Origin of the sequence: Shewanella metallivivens (assembly GCF_028750675.1) — a bacterium.
Taxonomy (GTDB): domain Bacteria; phylum Pseudomonadota; class Gammaproteobacteria; order Enterobacterales; family Shewanellaceae; genus Shewanella; species Shewanella metallivivens.
Window position 1 is genome coordinate 526512 of sequence record NZ_JAQQPZ010000002.1, and the last position, 18675, is coordinate 545186.

13 protein-coding genes are annotated in these 18675 nt (G+C 38.1%); all 13 read right to left on the minus strand.

Annotated elements, in window-relative coordinates:
• Nucleotides 1–10: 10 nt before the first annotated feature.
• The 13 genes from PQR79_RS05175 to PQR79_RS05235 all read right to left on the minus strand — a co-directional run bounded on the left by PQR79_RS05175 (nucleotide 11) and on the right by PQR79_RS05235 (nucleotide 18612).
• Nucleotides 11–520, minus strand: coding sequence for a Csu type fimbrial protein (locus tag PQR79_RS05175; protein ID WP_238103718.1), 510 nt, complete (start codon nucleotides 518–520; stop codon nucleotides 11–13).
• A gap of 68 nt (nucleotides 521–588) precedes the next feature.
• Nucleotides 589–1125: a Csu type fimbrial protein gene (locus tag PQR79_RS05180; RefSeq protein WP_238103717.1), complete on the minus strand. Its 537-nt coding sequence runs from the start codon at nucleotides 1123–1125 to the stop codon at nucleotides 589–591.
• Nucleotides 1126–1726: 601 nt separating this feature from the next.
• Nucleotides 1727–3157, minus strand: coding sequence for a sigma-54-dependent transcriptional regulator (locus PQR79_RS05185; protein WP_238103716.1), 1431 nt, complete (start codon nucleotides 3155–3157; stop codon nucleotides 1727–1729).
• A gap of 9 nt (nucleotides 3158–3166) precedes the next feature.
• Complete coding sequence (locus tag PQR79_RS05190) at nucleotides 3167–3535, minus strand: Hpt domain-containing protein (protein ID WP_238103715.1); 369 nt, start codon at nucleotides 3533–3535, stop codon at nucleotides 3167–3169.
• Between the two features lie 225 nt (nucleotides 3536–3760).
• Nucleotides 3761–4570 (minus strand): putative bifunctional diguanylate cyclase/phosphodiesterase, encoded by an 810-nt coding sequence (locus PQR79_RS05195; RefSeq protein WP_238103714.1) that lies wholly within the window; start codon nucleotides 4568–4570, stop codon nucleotides 3761–3763.
• A 242-nt stretch (nucleotides 4571–4812) separates the two neighbouring features.
• Complete coding sequence (locus PQR79_RS05200) at nucleotides 4813–7143, minus strand: GAF domain-containing hybrid sensor histidine kinase/response regulator (RefSeq protein ID WP_238103713.1); 2331 nt, start codon at nucleotides 7141–7143, stop codon at nucleotides 4813–4815.
• A 35-nt stretch (nucleotides 7144–7178) separates the two neighbouring features.
• Complete coding sequence (locus PQR79_RS05205; RefSeq protein WP_238103712.1) at nucleotides 7179–9626, minus strand: ATP-binding protein; 2448 nt, start codon at nucleotides 9624–9626, stop codon at nucleotides 7179–7181.
• 19 nt (nucleotides 9627–9645) lie between these two features.
• Nucleotides 9646–10236 (minus strand): cysteine hydrolase family protein, encoded by a 591-nt coding sequence (locus tag PQR79_RS05210; protein ID WP_238103711.1) that lies wholly within the window; start codon nucleotides 10234–10236, stop codon nucleotides 9646–9648.
• A 40-nt stretch (nucleotides 10237–10276) separates the two neighbouring features.
• Nucleotides 10277–11266 (minus strand): response regulator, encoded by a 990-nt coding sequence (locus PQR79_RS05215; RefSeq protein ID WP_238103710.1) that lies wholly within the window; start codon nucleotides 11264–11266, stop codon nucleotides 10277–10279.
• Between the two features lie 332 nt (nucleotides 11267–11598).
• The gene (locus tag PQR79_RS05220; protein WP_238103708.1) at nucleotides 11599–13692 is read right to left on the minus strand and encodes a two-component system response regulator; all 2094 of its coding nucleotides are present in this window, start codon (nucleotides 13690–13692) and stop codon (nucleotides 11599–11601) included.
• The gene (locus PQR79_RS05225; RefSeq protein WP_238103706.1) at nucleotides 13692–16037 is read right to left on the minus strand and encodes an ATP-binding protein; all 2346 of its coding nucleotides are present in this window, start codon (nucleotides 16035–16037) and stop codon (nucleotides 13692–13694) included. Before PQR79_RS05225 ends, PQR79_RS05220 begins: the two co-directional genes overlap by 1 nt.
• The gene (locus PQR79_RS05230; RefSeq protein WP_238103704.1) at nucleotides 16034–16492 is read right to left on the minus strand and encodes a YfiR family protein; all 459 of its coding nucleotides are present in this window, start codon (nucleotides 16490–16492) and stop codon (nucleotides 16034–16036) included. Before PQR79_RS05230 ends, PQR79_RS05225 begins: the two co-directional genes overlap by 4 nt.
• Nucleotides 16493–16575: 83 nt before the next feature.
• Nucleotides 16576–18612 (minus strand): TonB-dependent receptor plug domain-containing protein, encoded by a 2037-nt coding sequence (locus PQR79_RS05235; RefSeq protein WP_274408400.1) that lies wholly within the window; start codon nucleotides 18610–18612, stop codon nucleotides 16576–16578.
• Nucleotides 18613–18675 lie beyond the last annotated feature (63 nt).

Below are 18675 nucleotides of genomic sequence, written 5' to 3' on the forward strand. Positions count from 1 at the left end.
TTGTTTCTCCTTAAAAAATAAGTACAACCTCTACGCTGTCTTGGTAGTTACCTGTAGAGGGAGTCACTGCTTGTGGCGCAATAGCTGCATAGATTGGCAGCCATTCAAACAAACCACTGGCAGTCCCGCTTATCGCATTAGCGTTGTCCCATACTTGCGAACGTCCAGGGTCTTGAAATAGTTGATAAGGCACCATTTCACCGGTGACGTTATTGAGTAACTTACGGTTACTACTGTCGGTGCCGTTTAACCCATTACCAAGTTCAATTCGGTAACTTAAATTGGGGGAACATCTAAAGCCAATAGAACCACTTCCGGGTGTCGACGTGGCTTGTGCTCCATAAGTTAAACTGCTCAGTTCACCAAAATTAATCACACCAAATGCCGTGGCACCGCTGCCGTTGTCTAGCACACAACCTTGTTCTATTTGGATGCTGATTTCACTCACATCTTGCGCTTGTTCTGCAACAACAATTAGCGGGGTCATAGCAAGTAGTGCGATTAATGTCTTGGTCATCATTGTTTCATCCTCGTTTGATGAAGAATGCGGCGTCATTTACTGAGATTAAATGACGCCCTGCAGGTTGATTACCACGAGATGGTCATACGTACAGTATCTAAGTAGTTACCCGCTGCTGGGGTGGTTTGTCCTGCCAAAACACGACCATAAATCGTTAATGGTTGCGCAGCGCCAGTTCCGGTTAAAGCTTGTGACTGTGGACCTTCCCCCCAACGCACAGAGCGCGCTGCATCTTGATAAAGCTCATAGTTCACAAAATCTAAACCACCGCGAGATACACGACGTTGGCCGGCCTGCGGGTTTGAACCATCATCAAGCGCTACGCTATAGGCTAAGCTGGTATTACAGGTGAGCTCGATACTACCTGTTCCTGCTGAGCCAGCAGACTCGGCATCAATAAACAGGTCTAAATTACTTTGTTCACCAAAGTCGACTGAGCCAAATTTATTAATACCGGCACCGGCATCTGCGGTACCGTTTACGGCACAGCCTTCACCTATAACCAGTGATACATCAACATCACCACGTATTTCACTTGCAAATGATGGGCTCATCGCTACTGAAGAAGATAATAATGCTGCGATTGTGATATGTAGTTTTTTCATATGTCACCTCAGTGTTGTTTTAAATTAAGAGTTATTTTGAACTCGATTAAGGTATTGCAGGTACGGTGCCAACTCCTGACAAAATATTAAGTTATTGTTTAATAATCATTTTATCTAATTAAAGGTTTGGGTTGTGCTTTAACACTGAGGGTGGCTTGCAAAATGCAACGCTACATTCGCATTTTGCAAAGGATGAAAAATATACGAGGGCTTAATTGTTAATGGACATTATTTGATGAAGTTTAAGAGTGATCGCGGATATATAGCCATAGCACCATTAACAATACACTCGCTTGTGTAATGTTATTGAAAGCCATTGATGGGTAATTGGCGTGTATTAGCACTAAAGCAGAATAGAATTGGTTTAGCTGGATGAGATGAAGAGTACAGAAGTTAACGATCTACTGACCATTATGTATTGGAGGCATGGTAATTGAGTAATTGTTAAACATTATAAGCTTACCTGTTAACGATTTTCTGGTTTTGATAAATTAAGTTTACTGCTAAAACTTATTCATTAATTTGTGTCTTAATCAAATTACCCAAGAGATTTAATTAAGACACAAATTCGTCATCGCCAACAAATAACATATTTTTTAATTTAATTTTCAACCCAGCTTTTCATTTTTCGGTATATCGTCGATGCACTTATACCGAGGTACGCAGCTGCAAGCGGTATATTGCCATCACACTGGTTTATGGCATCCTCAATGGCATTTTTTTCAACGACCCACAGTTGTATAATATTGTTGTTTGGCTCAGGTTGTACTTTAACATTTGTATTCACATCTTTAGCTGAATGGGGCTGTGAGATGTGATTGTGCAAAGGATGCTGCTGTTGATTGACAACACTATGACCAAAATTATTGGGTAGCATGTCTTGTTGGACACTTTGACCATCATAAATCACTACGATATTTTCTATCACATTTTGTAATTCACGAATGTTACCGGGCCAATCATATTGTCTAAACGTTTGTTTTACATCTTCGCTAAAGCTCTGAAATTTTTTGTTATTTTCAGCTGATTTTGCCATTAAGATATGATTAGCTAATAATAAAATATCATCACCCCGTTCGCGCAATGGCGGTAACGTTACAGGGATCACATTGAGGCGATAATATAAATCTTCACGGAAACGCCCCTCGCCGACTTCAGCGGCAGGATTACGGTTGGTTGCACATACAATCCGCACATCACTTTGTAATACTTCATTGCTGCCGACTTTACAAAAGGTACCCGTTTGTAAAAAACGTAATAATTTGGCTTGAAGATTTAATTGCATCTCACAAATTTCATCTAAAAATAGTGTGCCACCGTTAGCCACCTCAACAGCCCCTTTTCTATCGGTAAGCGCACCACTAAAGGCACCTTTTACATGGCCAAAAAATTCAGATTCAAATAATTCTGCTGGTATTGCTGCACAGTTAATCGCAATAAAAGGCCCATTATTACGCGCGCTGGCTTGATGGAGCCCTAATGCACAGACTTCTTTACCCGTACCACTTTCACCTGTAACAAAGACACTGGCTTTACTGCGAGCTGCACTTTCTAATAAGCGAAATACCGTGTGCATTGACAAGGATTCACCAATAAAATTTTGTCTATCAAGTGACGTCGATTCGGGTTCAACTTCAACGATTTCTAACTCTTGGTGTTGTTGTTTAATTGCGTTTGAAACCGAGGTGATTAAGCGCTCAGAAGTAAACGGTTTCTCGATAAAGTCATAACCACCTAATCGCATCGCATCAACGGCTATATCAATAGAACTATTAGAAGTGATGATAATAACTTTGGCTGAAACTTCTTGTTTATTAACATATTTAAGGACTTCTAAACCACTAATATCAGGTAAACATACATCTTGAACTAATACTGCAGGCATCTTCGCTTTAATGGCAACTAATGCAGAATACCCATCCACAAAATGTTCAGTCTCAAAACCGGCTTTTTGCAACTGGCTGCAATACAAAGCGCCACTCGACAAGCTGTCTTCTACGACGTACACCAGTGGCTTATTAGTGGTATCCATGGCAACTCCCTATTCAGCTATCGAGCTGATATGTACTTTATATTCGATTAAAGTCGCGTCAATAATGTTAATTAACGTTAATGTGGCAGGTATAAATGATTGTTCAGCGTTAAGTTGATAAACAAAACTGGCACTTTGAGATAATCGTTCTGCACCATATAAGGCTGCCGTATTTTTTAATATGTGGGTAGCATTGTTAATGGCTTGGAAAGCATGATTATCAACGGCAGCACTGATATCGGCATGCAATTGTTTGAGTTCTTGTTCAAACAACACAAGCAAGTGTTGGTAGGTATCACTACCGAGATCAGACTTTAACTTGTCGAGTGTGCTGAGTTGCATCATAGGGTACGCACTGAACTCGGTGTGTTGTGACATGTTGAACCCCGTATTCATCATATATTTAAGGTGAACTTGTTATACAAGGATATTCGCAATTGGCGTGCCAAATCGCGAAGTAAAATAAAATCAACAAATATAATATCTTACAACGGTTTTATACAATGAAAAATAGAAAGCTTATCAATAAATTCGCATATTGATTGGCATTTTGCAAATCATTATGCGAGTAGAAGCCTATCGCAGAAGTGTGTAATCTTATTGTTAGCGCCATAAACTTAAACTTTTCTCTAAGGTTTGTGGCTTACCTAATAAATACCCCTGGACGACATCGCAGCCAAGTTGGCTTAGAATATGTAATTGATTTTCAGTTTCAACCCCTTCTGCCACAATATGCAACCCTAAGCGCTGCGCCATAGCAATAACGGCACTGCATAAAGTAAAGTCTTCATTATTATCGGTAATTCCACTGACAAAACTACGGTCAATTTTGAGTCCGTCAATATTAAATTTTCGCAATAAGCTTAATGACGCAAAGCCAGTACCAAAATCGTCTAACCAAATTTGGACATCTTCCTGCTTAAAGGCATTAAACACTTTACAAATTGTCTGAGGGTCATTGATTAATGCAGTTTCTGTTAATTCTAATTTGATTGCCGAAGGTGGGATATTAAGTTCAATAATTAATGACATAAGCTGTTCATATACGTTGGTATGTAAAAGCTGTACTGGAGATACATTCAACGATAAACAAATGTTTTCCATACCATGATTACGCATGCGTTTTAGATCTAATAATGCTTGTTGAAAAATCCAGCTACCCAATTCTAAAATTTGACCACTTTGTTCTGCACAAGGAATAAAATCACAAGGTGATATCACCCCAAATGTGGGTGATTCACAGCGTACTAATGATTCAAATCCAACAATTTTACCGCTTTGAACTGATATAAGAGGTTGGTATACCATGCTAAAACAATGCTGTTTTAGTGCCACATCAATGACATCGGTTAATTTATTCCAGTTTGAATTACTCGCATCCTCGTTTATAACAGTATTTTTTTTGGCATACATAGTTAGCTCCAAGACAGTCATTGTAAATGTAATAAATACAGAGCAAGACTTGAGCCAATAGCCACATCAAGCGGCGTCAATTAAGCAATTGATTTCAAAATGTTATTTTATCACTTTTATGAGTTTGTCATTTTAAATAATAACAATGTTGCAAGTTGCTAGAATGTTTGCATTTTGCAAATCATAATTCAAAGCAAATAGTGACCCAACAGCAGTAAGCAATGTTGACTGAGAGTATTGAGCTAGCAATATTTAGACAGTGTTTTTAAAAGATTGTGTTTATTGACGGGCTTTGAGATGTAATCATCCATCCCTGCATCTAAAAATCGATGTTTATCGCCTTCCATTGCGTTGGCGGTAAAAGCAATAATGGGTGTTGCAGATGATAAAGAGTTTGCGCGAATGCATTTTGAAGCGTTAATTCCATCCATTTTAGGCATATAGATATCCATTAAAATGATGTCATATTGGACTTTTTGTGCGGCTTTTACGGCTTCAACACCATTTTGAACAAAATCAACATGACAGTGAAGATTAGCAAACATTGCCTTCATAACTAGCTGATTTGTCATATCATCATCTGCCAATAATACCTTAACACTTTTAGATTTCACGTTCAGTTCATCGATAATAGCTTGTGAGTTAAATTCAATCGTATTTGCAAGCTTAAAAGGTAAATTAATGATAATTTTCGTGCCTAGTTGTTCTTCACTTTGTATTGTTAATGTTCCGCCCATTAATTTAACTAAATTATTGCTAATGGCTAATCCCAATCCCGTTCCAGAATGCTGTTTATTCGCTGAACTATCTACTTGAGTAAAAGGTTCTAAAATATGCTGTAACATCGATTGTGGGATGCCAATACCTGTATCTTGAATAGTGATAACGACATTGGCATCAGTATCAGATATTATTTCATAGTTTGTCTCTAAATAGACTTTGCCTTTGCTCGTAAACTTAATTGCATTAGAGAGAATATTGAGTACAAGTTGACGTAAGCGCCCATGGTCACCAAGTAAAGTTAAGTCTCTGTCTGGCAAGCTTTGCTCTAATGCCAAACCACTTGATTTAGCATTGGTCGACATTAATCGGCAGGCAGAATCTAAGGTTTCATTTAAATTAAATTGCTCGGTGATCAGTTCTAACTTGCCTGCTTCAATTTTGCTGATATCTAATATGTCGTTTAAAATTTTTAATAAACTATTAGAAGACTCGAGCATAGTAGACAGATAAAACTGTTGTTGAGTCGATAAAGTTTCATCTTCTAGCAACACATCGAGTAAACCCATGATGCCATTCAATGGTGTTCTGACTTCGTGACTCACGTTAGCTAAAAACTTTGATTTAACTAAATTAGCCATTTCTGCTTTTTGACGAGCTTCAATTAACTGCAGTTCATTGCGTTTTAAATCGGTAATGTCGATATGAAACCCTACTATACCGCCATCACGCATCGGCCGTTCCACCATTTTTATCCAGCGGCCATCGGTGAGTTCTATAATTCGTTCAGGTGCATTTATTCGAAGTTTATCGATATCGAGTAATTCAGGATCTTTAACTAATGCTCTCACTGTTTGATTATTGCTAAGATCTTTATAACGTGTCCCTTCTCGAATAATGTCAGCTAATTCTGGGTATAACGAAATAAAGTTTTGGTTATAAACAGCCACTTTTTGTTGGTTATCAAAAATGATAAAACCATCTTCTAGAGCTTCTATTGCATCCCTAAATCGACGTTCATTTCTGATTTGGTTAACTGATAAAATATGCAGAATCTTACTCAGGTTACCAGGCAACCGCAGTAAAAAATAAATCAATACTGCTAAACTGGATCCTGCCAATACAAACAAACCATAATGTATCCAAGAATCAATTAACACATCCGATTTACTTTGTTCAGTAATCAATTCTATGTGTGAAATACTGTGTAGGTTATCGGTGTAATAGGCCAAAAATAAACTTAATGTAAACACAACAGCACTCAAGCTAAATGCCACAGTCTTGTGACTCCAAATGGGTGCTTTGTTGGTGATGAGGTTAATAAAACCTTGTACAGAAGAATTTTGTTTGTCGATTTCAACTTCGACACTTTGTTGGGTAATAAGATTCTCGACAACTTTACCAAAATCTCGCAAATGCTGTTTGTCACTAAAACTAAATTCCCTTGGCTGAGTATCAATAATGCATAATGTGCCAATACGATGTCCCCCCGGTGTTTGTAAGGGAAACCCGGCATAAAATCGGATACGAGGATCATTAACGACCAAAGGATTATCCCTAAAACGAGGATCGCTTAAGGTATCTTCTACGACAAACACTTCACTTGAGTGGATCGCATGGCCACAAAACGATTCAGCTCTTCCCGTCTCACACACATCTAAACCTTGAGAAGACTTAAACCATTGACGGTCCTTATCGATTAGGCTAATTAAACAAATAGGGACATTAAAATATGTTTTAACAAAACGCGTCATATGATCAAATTGCTCTTCAGGAGCTGTATCAAGTAATTCAAGTTGTTGTAACGCTTTTAGCCTGCTGGCTTCATCATGTGTCTCTGTGGCCGGTTCCATATGATTCCTTTTGAGATAGCATTAAAGGATGTTAATTACAAATGAGCAAGTTGCTGTAAGGTATATTGTAATTTTTCTAATTTACTGCGTTTAACGTTATGACTTTGATTTAAATAACGCTCCAACAGATCGTATAACATGTCTCGATTAATCGGTTTAGCTAGATAATCGTTCATTCCAGCTTGGATAAACCGTTTTTTGTCACCGTGTATCGCATTGGCCGTTACCGCTACAATAGGGATTTGGCTATAAGATTGACGACTTGAACGGATTTTCTCTGTCGCTGTCACCCCGTCCATTACAGGCATTTGAATGTCCATCAGTATTAAATCTGTTTGATTTTCAATTAAGAAATCTATTGCGGCTTGTCCATGGTTTACGCAATGGGTTTTACAACCCAATTGTGAAAGCATTTCACTTAACACCACTTGATTATTGATATTGTCTTCAACAATCAACACATGCTTATCATAATAAGCATCGCTCACAGTGCTCGGTAATACACTATTACACTGATGAACTAGATCAAGGTTAACAAGCGGGTCATCAATGAGTTCCAGAGCCCAATTAAGGTGCGATAATTTAAATGGCCCATTAAGTAAAATTTCATTTTGGTTGTGATAACTAAAATCGTTAACTTTACCTGTTAAATTAATGCAGAACAGACACACTTGTCTTGTTATAAGTTGATTAACTTCATTAATATATTTTCTACATCCAGCCAACTGCATAGGATCGGTAAGCAGTAAGATATCAACATTATCGGCAATAGTTTTGGGCAGCTCAGAATGATGCAGAAACGATGAATAACTGAGTCCATAGTGTTGTAACATATTAAATACGGCTGGGTTCAAACTTGTGTGCGCTCCAATGACCCAACAATGTGAACGCTGACGTTGCTTAATGATGCTTGCTTTAGAATCACATACTCTAGGTTCCACCAATAAAGGGATTTCAACCGTAAAAACACTGCCTTTGTTAATCGTTGAAACAACGTTGATATTTCCGCCCATTGCATCACATATTTGCCGGCAAATGGCTAAACCTAAGCCACTCCCGCCATACTCCCGTGTAGATGAAGTATCAGACTGCACAAAAGCTTCAAACATATTACTTATTTTATCTTCAGCTATGCCGATGCCCGTGTCTTGCACCGCTAATTGTAAAATCATCTCTCCATTACGATTAAAAGAATCAACCTTAATGAGCACCTCACCTTCATGGGTAAACTTCACTGCATTCGCTAATAGGTTAATCAATATTTGTCTCAAACGCGCTTTATCCCCCATGATTGACAGGGGGACATTCGGCATGACATTTAACACAACAGATAGGCTTTTTTCTAATGCTTCACCAGAAACAATATCAATGGCCTCTTCAATACAATTGTCTAATTTAAAAGGGTCATTAACTATGTTGATTTTACCGGCTTCAAAACGAGAATACGTCAATACGTCATCTAATATGCTAAGCAATGCATCACTGCTGGTTCTGATCATTTCTGTAAAACGGCTTTGTTCACGCGTGAGACCGCTGTCTAATAAGATGTCAGCAGAACCAATCACAGCATTTAATGGGGTACGAATTTCATGGCTAATATTCGCCATAAAGCGACTCTTGGCTTCGGACAACTGTTCAGCTTGTAACTTAGCCTCTTTTAACGCAGTCAATGCCGCCCTGCTTTCAGTGATATCCGTTTGCACAGCAATAAAGTGACTAATGTTGCCGGTACTATCTACGACAGGACTGGTATTGATATTTACCCAATATGGATCTCCTGCTTGGGTATAATTAACAATATCAATTTGAAAACAGCGCCCTTGTGCCAATGCATCTGACATCGATTTAATGGCTGCTTTATCGCTTTGTTTACCTTGCAGAAGTTGCCCAGGTTTCTGGCCTATAATATCGTTAAGTAAATAGCCTGTTCTTTCTTCAAAGCTTTTATTTACCCATTCAACTCTCCCTTCTCTATCAGTAATAACCACTAGGTTTTGTGTATGGCTTGCAACGAGAGATAGGCGTTTTACGTAATTCTGTTGGTGTAATAACTGTGCTTGAATATCTTTATGCTGTTGGATTTCAAATAACGAACCGATGTAACCTCCGTTACCATCCTGCACTATCCGTAATTCGAACCAATGGTGCTGGCCATTTTTTAGGGCTAACTGCACTTCAATAATGGCAGGTTTTAGATGATTTTTATCGGCCAGCTTTTGCAAACTTACATCAAGCAATGCTTGATGAGTTAACGAACGAATAAGGCTATAAAGGTTCATGTTGGCTAATGAATCACTGTCGTAGCCTAATCGAGTTTGCCACGCAGGATTGGTGAACGTAAATTCGAGGCGTTCATTACACTCGAAAATACATTCATCTAATAATTCGAGTAACTTAGTTTGACGCTTTTGTGCAAGAGACAGTTTTTCGACTAACGCATACTGGATCTGTGTTTGCAGTTCATCATTAGGATCGGCCGCCATGTGGAATATTCCTCGTTAATTAGCGTAAATCTGTCGAACGACAAACCGTTGCATAAAGAGGAAACACCTCTTTGCAATAAAATGTTTGTTCGAATGGCGTTCTGCTTGATGTGCAATCATCTAAAATGGTGGTATTAAATCCAAGGTCAATTGCCGAGCGCGCAGTTGAATCAATACAAATAGATGTAACCGTGCCAGCTAGTACCACTTCTTCAACGCCAGCGTGTATTAATGTTTCAGCTAAAGCGGTGTTTGAAAACGCGTTAAGCCCACGCTTACCCGGTATCACTTTAATAAAATCATTAAATTCGTTAAGTTCTGGGATCACTTCAGCACCATAAGACCCCTCTTTAAAAGCCCCGACTTCACTGATCACTTTTAATATACCTACAGGATTGTGCAATTCACTGTAATCAGTGGTAAAAAATATTGGCGTATTCACTACAATCCCAAAATCTCTTCCATGGTTACGTAATAAACTAATGGTGTTTTCAAGTACACCTGTTACTTTTGAAGACTGTTCAATAACACTGTGTAAAATGCCGTCTTTAGAGAAATAGTCATTTTGATAACCAATTAATACCAAGGCTTTATTTGCTAGTTTAGTCATGTGAAATTGTCCTTTTATGATTGATTCCCTTTTAAACAATTTATGCTTGCCATTGAGTTAAAAAATGCTCGAGTGCTAGTTTTGTCACGGGCTTTTCAAGGTAATGTGTAATACCTTTACTAAAAAGCTGTGTAATTTCTTCAGGTTCAGTTAATCCTGTTAACGATACCTTCGGCGTTAATCGATTAACGCCGTCTTGCTCTATAAGTTGCTTAGCGACATCACTGCCATATAAACCCGGCATCCTTTCATCTAATAAAAGCAGGTCGAACTGTTGTTGTTGTGCAAGCGCGAGTGCTCGCGTTCCATCATTTGCGGTAACCACTTTACAGCCTAATTTTTCTAACATGGCTTTTGTCGCAATTAAACTAGGAATGCTGTCATCAGCGATGAGAATACACAAAGGTTCAGGTGTGATTTTAGTGTCCATCATGTTGATAATGTCCGTATCATAAAAAGGCCAAAATAATGTATTGGTGTCTGAAATATCAGTATTTGATACTTTGCTTATTTCGCAAAATTGGATTGTAGTGACATTTGCTGAAACAGGTACATTCTTCACTATATCTTTAGCATCTATTAAAGAAATACACTGGTCGGCTTGCTCTATTGAAGATATAAAATTAACCATTGAATGCGATATCAATGACGCCATAATGGTGTTTATTTGGCTCGATGTTGCCTGCACCGCGATAGTGTGTGAAGGTAATTTAATTGCTTGCGAATAAGTCACTTTTTCTGGCGTTGTACATTGCGCCGCAACCTCTTGGTTATCATCTGCAAATATTGACAACTCAAGATGTTTATTTTTATTAGTCACCACTACCACAAGTTGATGCTGTGCAACGTTCAATGCTTGTTGAATCAGTTCATTTAATTGTTGGTGCATAAACGATGGGTTACATTGATAAACCACACTATAAAAACCTGTTTTATTAATCAGGCAGGGTGCGATTTTTTTATCATGTTGCCGCAGAATGTTCGCTAGCACACATTGGATAAATTCCAATAATTCAACTTTAATCTTCATAGCGACCTCTGATGACAACAACTCTATATTAATAGCAATTAATACGCCACAAAAGCGACCAACTTTAAATAATTGTTTTGTAAATACTATTTTATGCCTGCATCTTGTAAATCTCAGTGCAGCAGTGGTGTCGCACTTTAAGACGCAATTTGAATTGCATTTTGCAAATCAAATTGCGTCTTAAAATGGATAACCAAGATTTGATCATATTAAGTATACAAAAGGCACCCGTTTTGTTTTTGGTCCTATTGATATCAACTGTAAAGTTACAATCTTGTGGGGTTCAGATGTCGAAATATGTGAGGAGTTATGACGCCGTTATCGAGTGATTATTACCATAATTGTTTTGCAGGCAACGCTTTACTGTACAAGTATCCTTGTATGTCATTACAGCCAAGGCTTTTGAGTATTTCAAATTGCTCGGTGTACTCTACGCCTTCGGCAATAGTAGTGAGCTCAAGGTTTATCGCTAATTGAATTATAGTACGAGCAATAGCAGTGTCTTTTTGATTAGTGACAATTTCATCAATAAACGATTTATCAATTTTTAAAGTATCTATTGGGAAATTTTTTAAATAATTTAAAGACGAGTAACCAGTACCAAAGTCATCAATGGCGAGTTTTACGCCTAACTCTTTTAATTTAACTAATAATAAAATTGCATCGTCTATATTTCGAATAATCGCAGATTCAGTAATTTCCAACTCAAGTAAATGCGGCGAAACCTGAGTGTGTTCTATAGCAAACTTCACATAGTCATAAATGTTTTCATCATTAAACTGTAAAGCCGATAGATTGACCGCCATACGTTTAAATTCAATGTGCTTGTTTTGCAAAATTTTGGCTTGTTTACAAGATTCAATTAGCACCCACTTCCCTATCTCAATAATTAAGCCACTGCTTTCTGCTACGGCCATAAAATCAATTGGAGATAAAATGCCTTTTGTTGGGTGGTTCCAGCGTAAGAGTGCTTCGTAACCTACAATTTGAGAGGTCACGGCATTATATTGAGGTTGGTAATAAAGTTCTAATTGGTTACCGCATTGTATTGCTTCACGAAGTTCTGCTTCTGTTTGAAGCCGCATCATAAGTGATTGATGCTTTTCATGTGAAAACAATTGGTAGCCATTCTTACCATTGTTTTTTACTTCATACATGGCAGTGTCCGCATGTTGAAGTAATATATCTGCCGTTGTACCGTCGTCAGGGTAAAAAGAAATACCAATACTGGCTGAAATAAACGTTTGTAAGCCTTGAATAAAATAAGGTTTACAGAGTGAGTCGATGATTCTCTGCGCAATAACTGCAACGCTGTCAAAATCAGCAAGATCAGATAAAATCAGCGTAAATTCATCACCACCGAGCCGAGCGATATGTTGTTCATTAAACATCGAACGCTCACCGACTGCTAAGGTGTCAGAGACTCTGATGGAGTCTTTTATCCGCTGCGCCGCCTGGCACAATAACTCATCACCTGCTTTATGACCTAATGTGTCATTTATTTTTTTGAAATAGTCTAAATCAATAAATAAAAGCGCTAATTTGGTGGTATGACGTTGTGCATTTGCAATCGCTAAATCTAACTGCATTAAAAATTTACGCCGATTAGGTAAGTCAGTTAATGTGTCGTAAAAGGCGTAATAGCTTATTTCTTGTTCGGTTTTTTTACGCGTTGTAATGTCATGTAAAGTACCGTTAAGCCTAGGCTCACCAAAATCATATGTAATATCTGTAACATCATGTACGGTTATCACCTCACCAGAGCTGTTCAATACACGGTATTCAATATCATAAGGCTGTTTAGTTTGTAGCGCATTTAATACTGTCGTTCTTACAAACTCTCTGTCTTCTGGGTGAACAATTTCGATAAGATAGCCCATTGTCATTTCAACTTGCTTTGGTGCCACCCCCACCATGCGATAAACTTCATCAGAACAATCTAATGTTTCTGTTTTAAAGTCCCATTCCCAAGACCCTAAATGAGCAATGCTTTGTGCTTTAGCCAGTTTGTTTTTGCTTTTTCTTAATTCTTTTATGGTTTTATTCGCTTTTAGAACATATTGGATCCGATGGCTGAGCAGTGGCCATTTTACCGGTTTTGTCATAAAGTCTGTTGCACCCACATCAAATGCTTTTTGGATGTCTTGGGGCTGATCTAATGCCGTAACCATAATAATTGCTACGTTTTCACCTTCTGGTAATGCACGAATAATTGAACAGCATTCAAAACCATCCATATTTTCCATTGAGACATCAAGCAAAATAAGATCAGGAGAATAGCGCTTAAACTGAGCGATGGCCTCTTCACCATTACTTGCTTCGATAATCGATGCTTCAGACAATGTTAATGCTTTACGCATCAGGATACGCATCACCGGATCATCATCCACTAACAATATTACCTCGCGAGCTGAAGATAATGCCATTACGAGAGTTCCTCTAGCTTATGCAACAAGGCTTGTTTACTTCGGTCAAATACATTCATTAATGTATCAGTAATATCGCCAAGCACATTTAATTGTTCATTACGAGCAGACCGTTCAATTTGGCTGGCTAGGTTTTGCATTTTCATTGCGCCTAAGTTTGCTGAACTAGACTTAAGTGAGTGCGCTGCTTTAAATACTCTATCGGCATCATTATGAGTCATGCCAACAATGATCTGGTTAATCAACTCGGGCGCCGTTTGCAAATATATCTCGACAATATTTTGTACAAGTTCCTTCGCATCATCAGGTGAAATCTGAATAATATCGTTCAACGGGTCATCAGAGAATATCGGTGGTTCATCAGTATCACCATTTTGGCTTAGGGATGTTGATTGAGCGCCATCAAACAACCATTTATTAAAACACTCTGTTAGATTTTGACGCGTAAAAGGTTTGAGAAGTGTATCTTTAGCGCCAGCCTCCCTAAAACGTCGCTTAACATTGGGTTGTATATCTGCGGTAAGCGCGATGATTGGGGTGGAATAGTTAATGCTGGTTGGCCCCAAATGACTTATCGTTTGAGTCGCATCTATGCCATCCACGACTGGCATATGGTAATCCATAAAGATCAAATCAAATTTTTTTTCGCTTGCAGCTGCAATTGCTTCCATTCCATTTGAGACTATTTCACAAGTATGCCCCAATGATTCGAGTAAACGCTTAACCACCATTTGGTTAATCACATTGTCTTCAGCAACTAATACTGACGCTTTACGATAACCTGCTGTATTTTGTTCAAGTGTCACGACATCTTGTCGGTCATTCTGAACAAGACAATTATTTTGTATCAACGGAATGCTAAACCAAAAAGTACTGCCAATATTTGGCGTGCTTTCTACCCCATAACGGCCATTCATTAATGCAATAAGTTGTTGGCAAATGGCTAAACCTAAACCGGTTCCACCGTACTCTCGGGTAATTGAATTATCTGCTTGTGTAAAGGGCGTAAAAATAGATTCTAATTTATTAGCGGCGATGCCCATCCCCGTATCTTTAACCGTAAACGTAATAAAGGTCTCTGAACCTTCAATATGTTGTCGTACCTTGACCTTAACCCCGCCTTGGCGAGTAAATTTTAGTGCATTTGATAATAGGTTATTAAGAATTTGCCTAATTCTTACAGAGTCGCCTAAAAAGACGTCTTGAGACAATGGCTGAATATCGAGATCAAAAATGAGATGCTTCTTTTCTGCTACGGCTTGATGCGATTTACACGTCGTACTCACGAGTTCGTATAAATTGAACTCATGAATATCTAAATCTACTTTGTTGGCATCAATTTTTGAAAAATCTAATACTTCATTCAACAATAGCAATAAGGTTTGCGCTGATTCATTAATCAAATGTACGGTATTGGACACATCTTGTTCGAGTTTAAATGAGCTCAGTAAATCTGAAAATCCAATAATACCATTCAGGGGGGTTCTGATTTCATGGCTCATGACTGCTAAAAACTCAGACTTAGCCAAATTAGCATTTTTAGCGATTTCCAAGGTTTGCTGTAATTCAAATGTACGTTCGTTAACTCGATTTTCAAGCTCATGATTAATGGTTTCGAGCTGCTGACCTCGGGCGTCAACCTCAGCTATCATCACGTTAAAACTGTCGGCTAATTTTGAAAACTCGTCATTTGATTCAATATGAACCCGTTGTGAGTAATCTTTTTTATTTGATATTTGTTCTATAACCGACAACAAGGTATTGAGCGGCTTAGTAAACAAAGATTGTAACCACAACATCACCAATACACTGGCCATGAAAGCAGAAACACCTGTTGAAAAAACTAACAGTAAATATTCGTCCAGCTGTTTTGACAAGGTATTCATATTGTCGGTGATATATAACACCCCTAAAAACTCCCCTTCTGAAACTAATGGGGTATAAGAATGTACACCTACAGTATCGAGACTAAGGTGTTTTTGTTTTAGTGACGTTAAGTTGTTTATTGCCTCTAATTGTGGTTTATCAGTGCCATTTTTGCCTTGATAAACCGCAAATACCTCGCCTAAGGCATCATAAATAACCGCATGCACAATATCTGGCTGAGCAACCAATGCTGACAAGGTTTTTTCTGCTGACGAAGGATCATTAAAGATCACTGCAGCAAGACTATTACTGGCTACGATATCACTCAATACGGTTAGGTTTTGTTGGGCTTTTTGTTGGGTAATTTCATACTGTTTATTAATTAAAGATGTTGAAATAATGGTAATGACAATAAGAGAAATCAACAGCATTGAAAAAATCAATTTTGTTTTAATCGAGAAAAAGTTTTTTATTTTCATCGTTTAACCTCAACAGCTAATTTCAACACTTGTGAGCTAATGGTTAAGCCCGACTTTTCTAACACCTGCTGATTCACTTTGAAATATAAACGTTGGTCTTGTTCAATAATTTCAATCATCCCACCTTGTGAAGTAAAACCCGAAATGTCAGATACCGTTAAAATGGCTCTATCATCAACGGCTAAAAATAAACGGCGGGTTAATTCACGGTAATTGCTATCAATAAATATGGCATCACATTGATTGACTTGATTGGTTTCGGTTAACTCTATTGGCGAGATTGATTGGTTGCCAATTTTCTTTTTTGAAAGAGCCATAAAACTGTCTCGGTATTGTTTACCAAAATAGCATATGTGCCAAGCCGACTTCTGCTCTGTGCGTGTTTGCGGCCATTGGGTAAATTTTACAAAGTTATAGGTAAAAGCCGCTTTTAATTCAAAAGCGTCTTCTGCCATAGATGAACCTGAATACAGGACAAATACAGTCAGTAACCCATAAATGAATTGCCTATAAATCGTCATAATTTTCATCAATCAGCTTAAAAGTTAACGCTAGCTTTAACAAAATAACTAGGGCCAACACGATAAGGCAGCAAAATGCTTTCGGCTTCATATTCTAGGTGAGCAGGATAAAATAAGTTTTTACCGTAAGCCGATAACATAACATTGGGTGACATCGCCCAATTTATTGCAACGTCAACACCTTGATAACTTTCAATAGTTTTAGTAGTGCTTCCGTTACCTGAAATTAATTCTGTATTGTCAATAAAACGCCAAACCAAATTAACATCGAGTGTTTTATGTAGTTTCCAATCAATAATACTCGATACCATATGTCCTGGCGCTTTAGTGTTTTGGGCAAGCACGCCATCGAATTCATTGTGGATGTAGCTGTAGTTAGCTCTTAACTGTAATTGTTCATTTATAGCCCATAAAGCCGATAATTCTGCGCCATAGTTATAACCATCATATTGGTTTTCAAAAACAGTAGATTGAGTCACATAGTCAGGATAAGTACTAAAGTCGGTGGTTCCTTCTGATACGCTACGTAATTTGTCGTATTGGTTATAGAAAATGGCAGTATCAAAAGACAAAGTTTTTATCGGCATAAACCGATAACCCACTTCATAGGAGGTAATTTCTTCTGATTGATAATCATCAGAGCCTATCACAAGCACTTTGACTAAGGGCGATGACTGAGTAGGAGCAATGTTAAGTGCATTAACCGAAATATTATTTTCGACTCTAGAAGGCGTCCTTACCGCTCTCGCGATAGATGTCCAAAGGTTATTTTGGTTATCTATTTGCCACATTAACCGGATATTAGGCTGAAATTCAAAGCCTGTATAATCATTATGTTCAAATCGGGATGCTACGGTAAGCCATAATTTGTCATCAATTAGTGTCAATTCGTCACTAATAAATGCACTCCATAACTGAGTGTTGGTCGAGGGCGACTCTGTACTGGTTAATATTGACGTTGAATGTAAATCATCTTCAATAAAGCGGTACCCTAAACCCCACAAAATATTATGGTCATTACCCATTATAAATTGATGTTGAAAATCCACATCAAAAGTGTTGGTTTTTAACTGATACAGTTGTTCATCTCTATTAGTATAATCAAAATATGATTGCAGGCTGTATTCTGATGTTGCAGATAAAGCTTTAGTGTATTTTACTAACAAATTAACACCTTCGCTTTTAAGTTCTTCATCATAAAAGTCACGATAAGCGGGTGCTTCAACTGAAGCGATATTTGATGCTTGCTCCATTTTGGTGGTGTAAAAGTCACTACTGATTGTCAAACTGGTGTCAGCTTCTAGCTGAGCATCTAAACGGCCGCCCATTTGTAGATGGTTCCAGCTATTGTCTTTACTCACCGAGGCGGCAGATTCAACCAGATTACTCTCTAAGTCTTGTGACTGATGCTCTAACGAATCTCTTGAATTTGCTTTAATATAAACTCTTGATGTTGCACTGTCTGATAATTGCGTGCCATAACGTAAACCAGCAAAGGCTTGTTCATAATCACCCGCTCCAATTTCTGCATAGCCATCTAGTGTATCGGCACTGTGTTTGGTAATAATATTGATCACACCATTAACTGCATTAGCACCCCATAATGCAGCACTTGGTCCACGAATCACCTCAATACGCTCAACATCAGCCATCAATACATCTTGTACCTCCCAATAAACACCAGAGAATGCTGGCGAATAGAGGGTTCTTCCGTCTATCATCACGAGCAGTTTGTTGTTGTAACGTCCGTTAAAACCACGGCTACTGACAGCCCACTTTTGTGAGTCCATTTGTGCAACATGAAGTCCAGGTACATCACGTAGAGCTTGAGGGATAGAGGTTGCACCAGAATGACGAATGGCTTCATTAGTAATCACATAAATGGCGGCGGGAGAATTTGAAAGAGGCTGCTTTTGCTTTGATACTGATGTGACTTCTACATTCATCAGCTCTTGTAAACTGAGATCTAATGAATTGGCTTCTTCTGCGAGAGCCGAAGAGCTGACTAACAACGTAAAAAGTGCAGAATAAGGAATAACGTGCAATTTTAACATCTCAACAATGCCCTCTTTAAATAACATTAGCTGTATTTATTAAACTAACTTACATCAACATAT

Excerpts from the sequence above, each read along its gene's own strand:
- PQR79_RS05175 (WP_238103718.1), bottom strand. The coding sequence starts at position 520 with ATGATGACCAAGACATTAATCGCACTACTTGCTATGACCCCGCTAATT.
- PQR79_RS05180 (WP_238103717.1), bottom strand. The coding sequence starts at position 1,125 with ATGAAAAAACTACATATCACAATCGCAGCATTATTATCTTCTTCAGTA.
- PQR79_RS05185 (WP_238103716.1), bottom strand. The coding sequence starts at position 3,157 with ATGGATACCACTAATAAGCCACTGGTGTACGTCGTAGAAGACAGCTTG.
- PQR79_RS05190 (WP_238103715.1), bottom strand. The coding sequence starts at position 3,535 with ATGTCACAACACACCGAGTTCAGTGCGTACCCTATGATGCAACTCAGC.
- PQR79_RS05195 (WP_238103714.1), bottom strand. The coding sequence starts at position 4,570 with ATGTATGCCAAAAAAAATACTGTTATAAACGAGGATGCGAGTAATTCA.
- PQR79_RS05200 (WP_238103713.1), bottom strand. The coding sequence starts at position 7,143 with ATGGAACCGGCCACAGAGACACATGATGAAGCCAGCAGGCTAAAAGCG.
- PQR79_RS05205 (WP_238103712.1), bottom strand. The coding sequence starts at position 9,626 with ATGGCGGCCGATCCTAATGATGAACTGCAAACACAGATCCAGTATGCG.
- PQR79_RS05210 (WP_238103711.1), bottom strand. The coding sequence starts at position 10,236 with ATGACTAAACTAGCAAATAAAGCCTTGGTATTAATTGGTTATCAAAAT.
- PQR79_RS05215 (WP_238103710.1), bottom strand. The coding sequence starts at position 11,266 with ATGAAGATTAAAGTTGAATTATTGGAATTTATCCAATGTGTGCTAGCG.
- PQR79_RS05220 (WP_238103708.1), bottom strand. The coding sequence starts at position 13,692 with ATGGCATTATCTTCAGCTCGCGAGGTAATATTGTTAGTGGATGATGAT.
- PQR79_RS05225 (WP_238103706.1), bottom strand. The coding sequence starts at position 16,037 with ATGAAAATAAAAAACTTTTTCTCGATTAAAACAAAATTGATTTTTTCA.
- PQR79_RS05230 (WP_238103704.1), bottom strand. The coding sequence starts at position 16,492 with ATGGCAGAAGACGCTTTTGAATTAAAAGCGGCTTTTACCTATAACTTT.
- PQR79_RS05235 (WP_274408400.1), bottom strand. The coding sequence starts at position 18,612 with ATGTTAAAATTGCACGTTATTCCTTATTCTGCACTTTTTACGTTGTTA.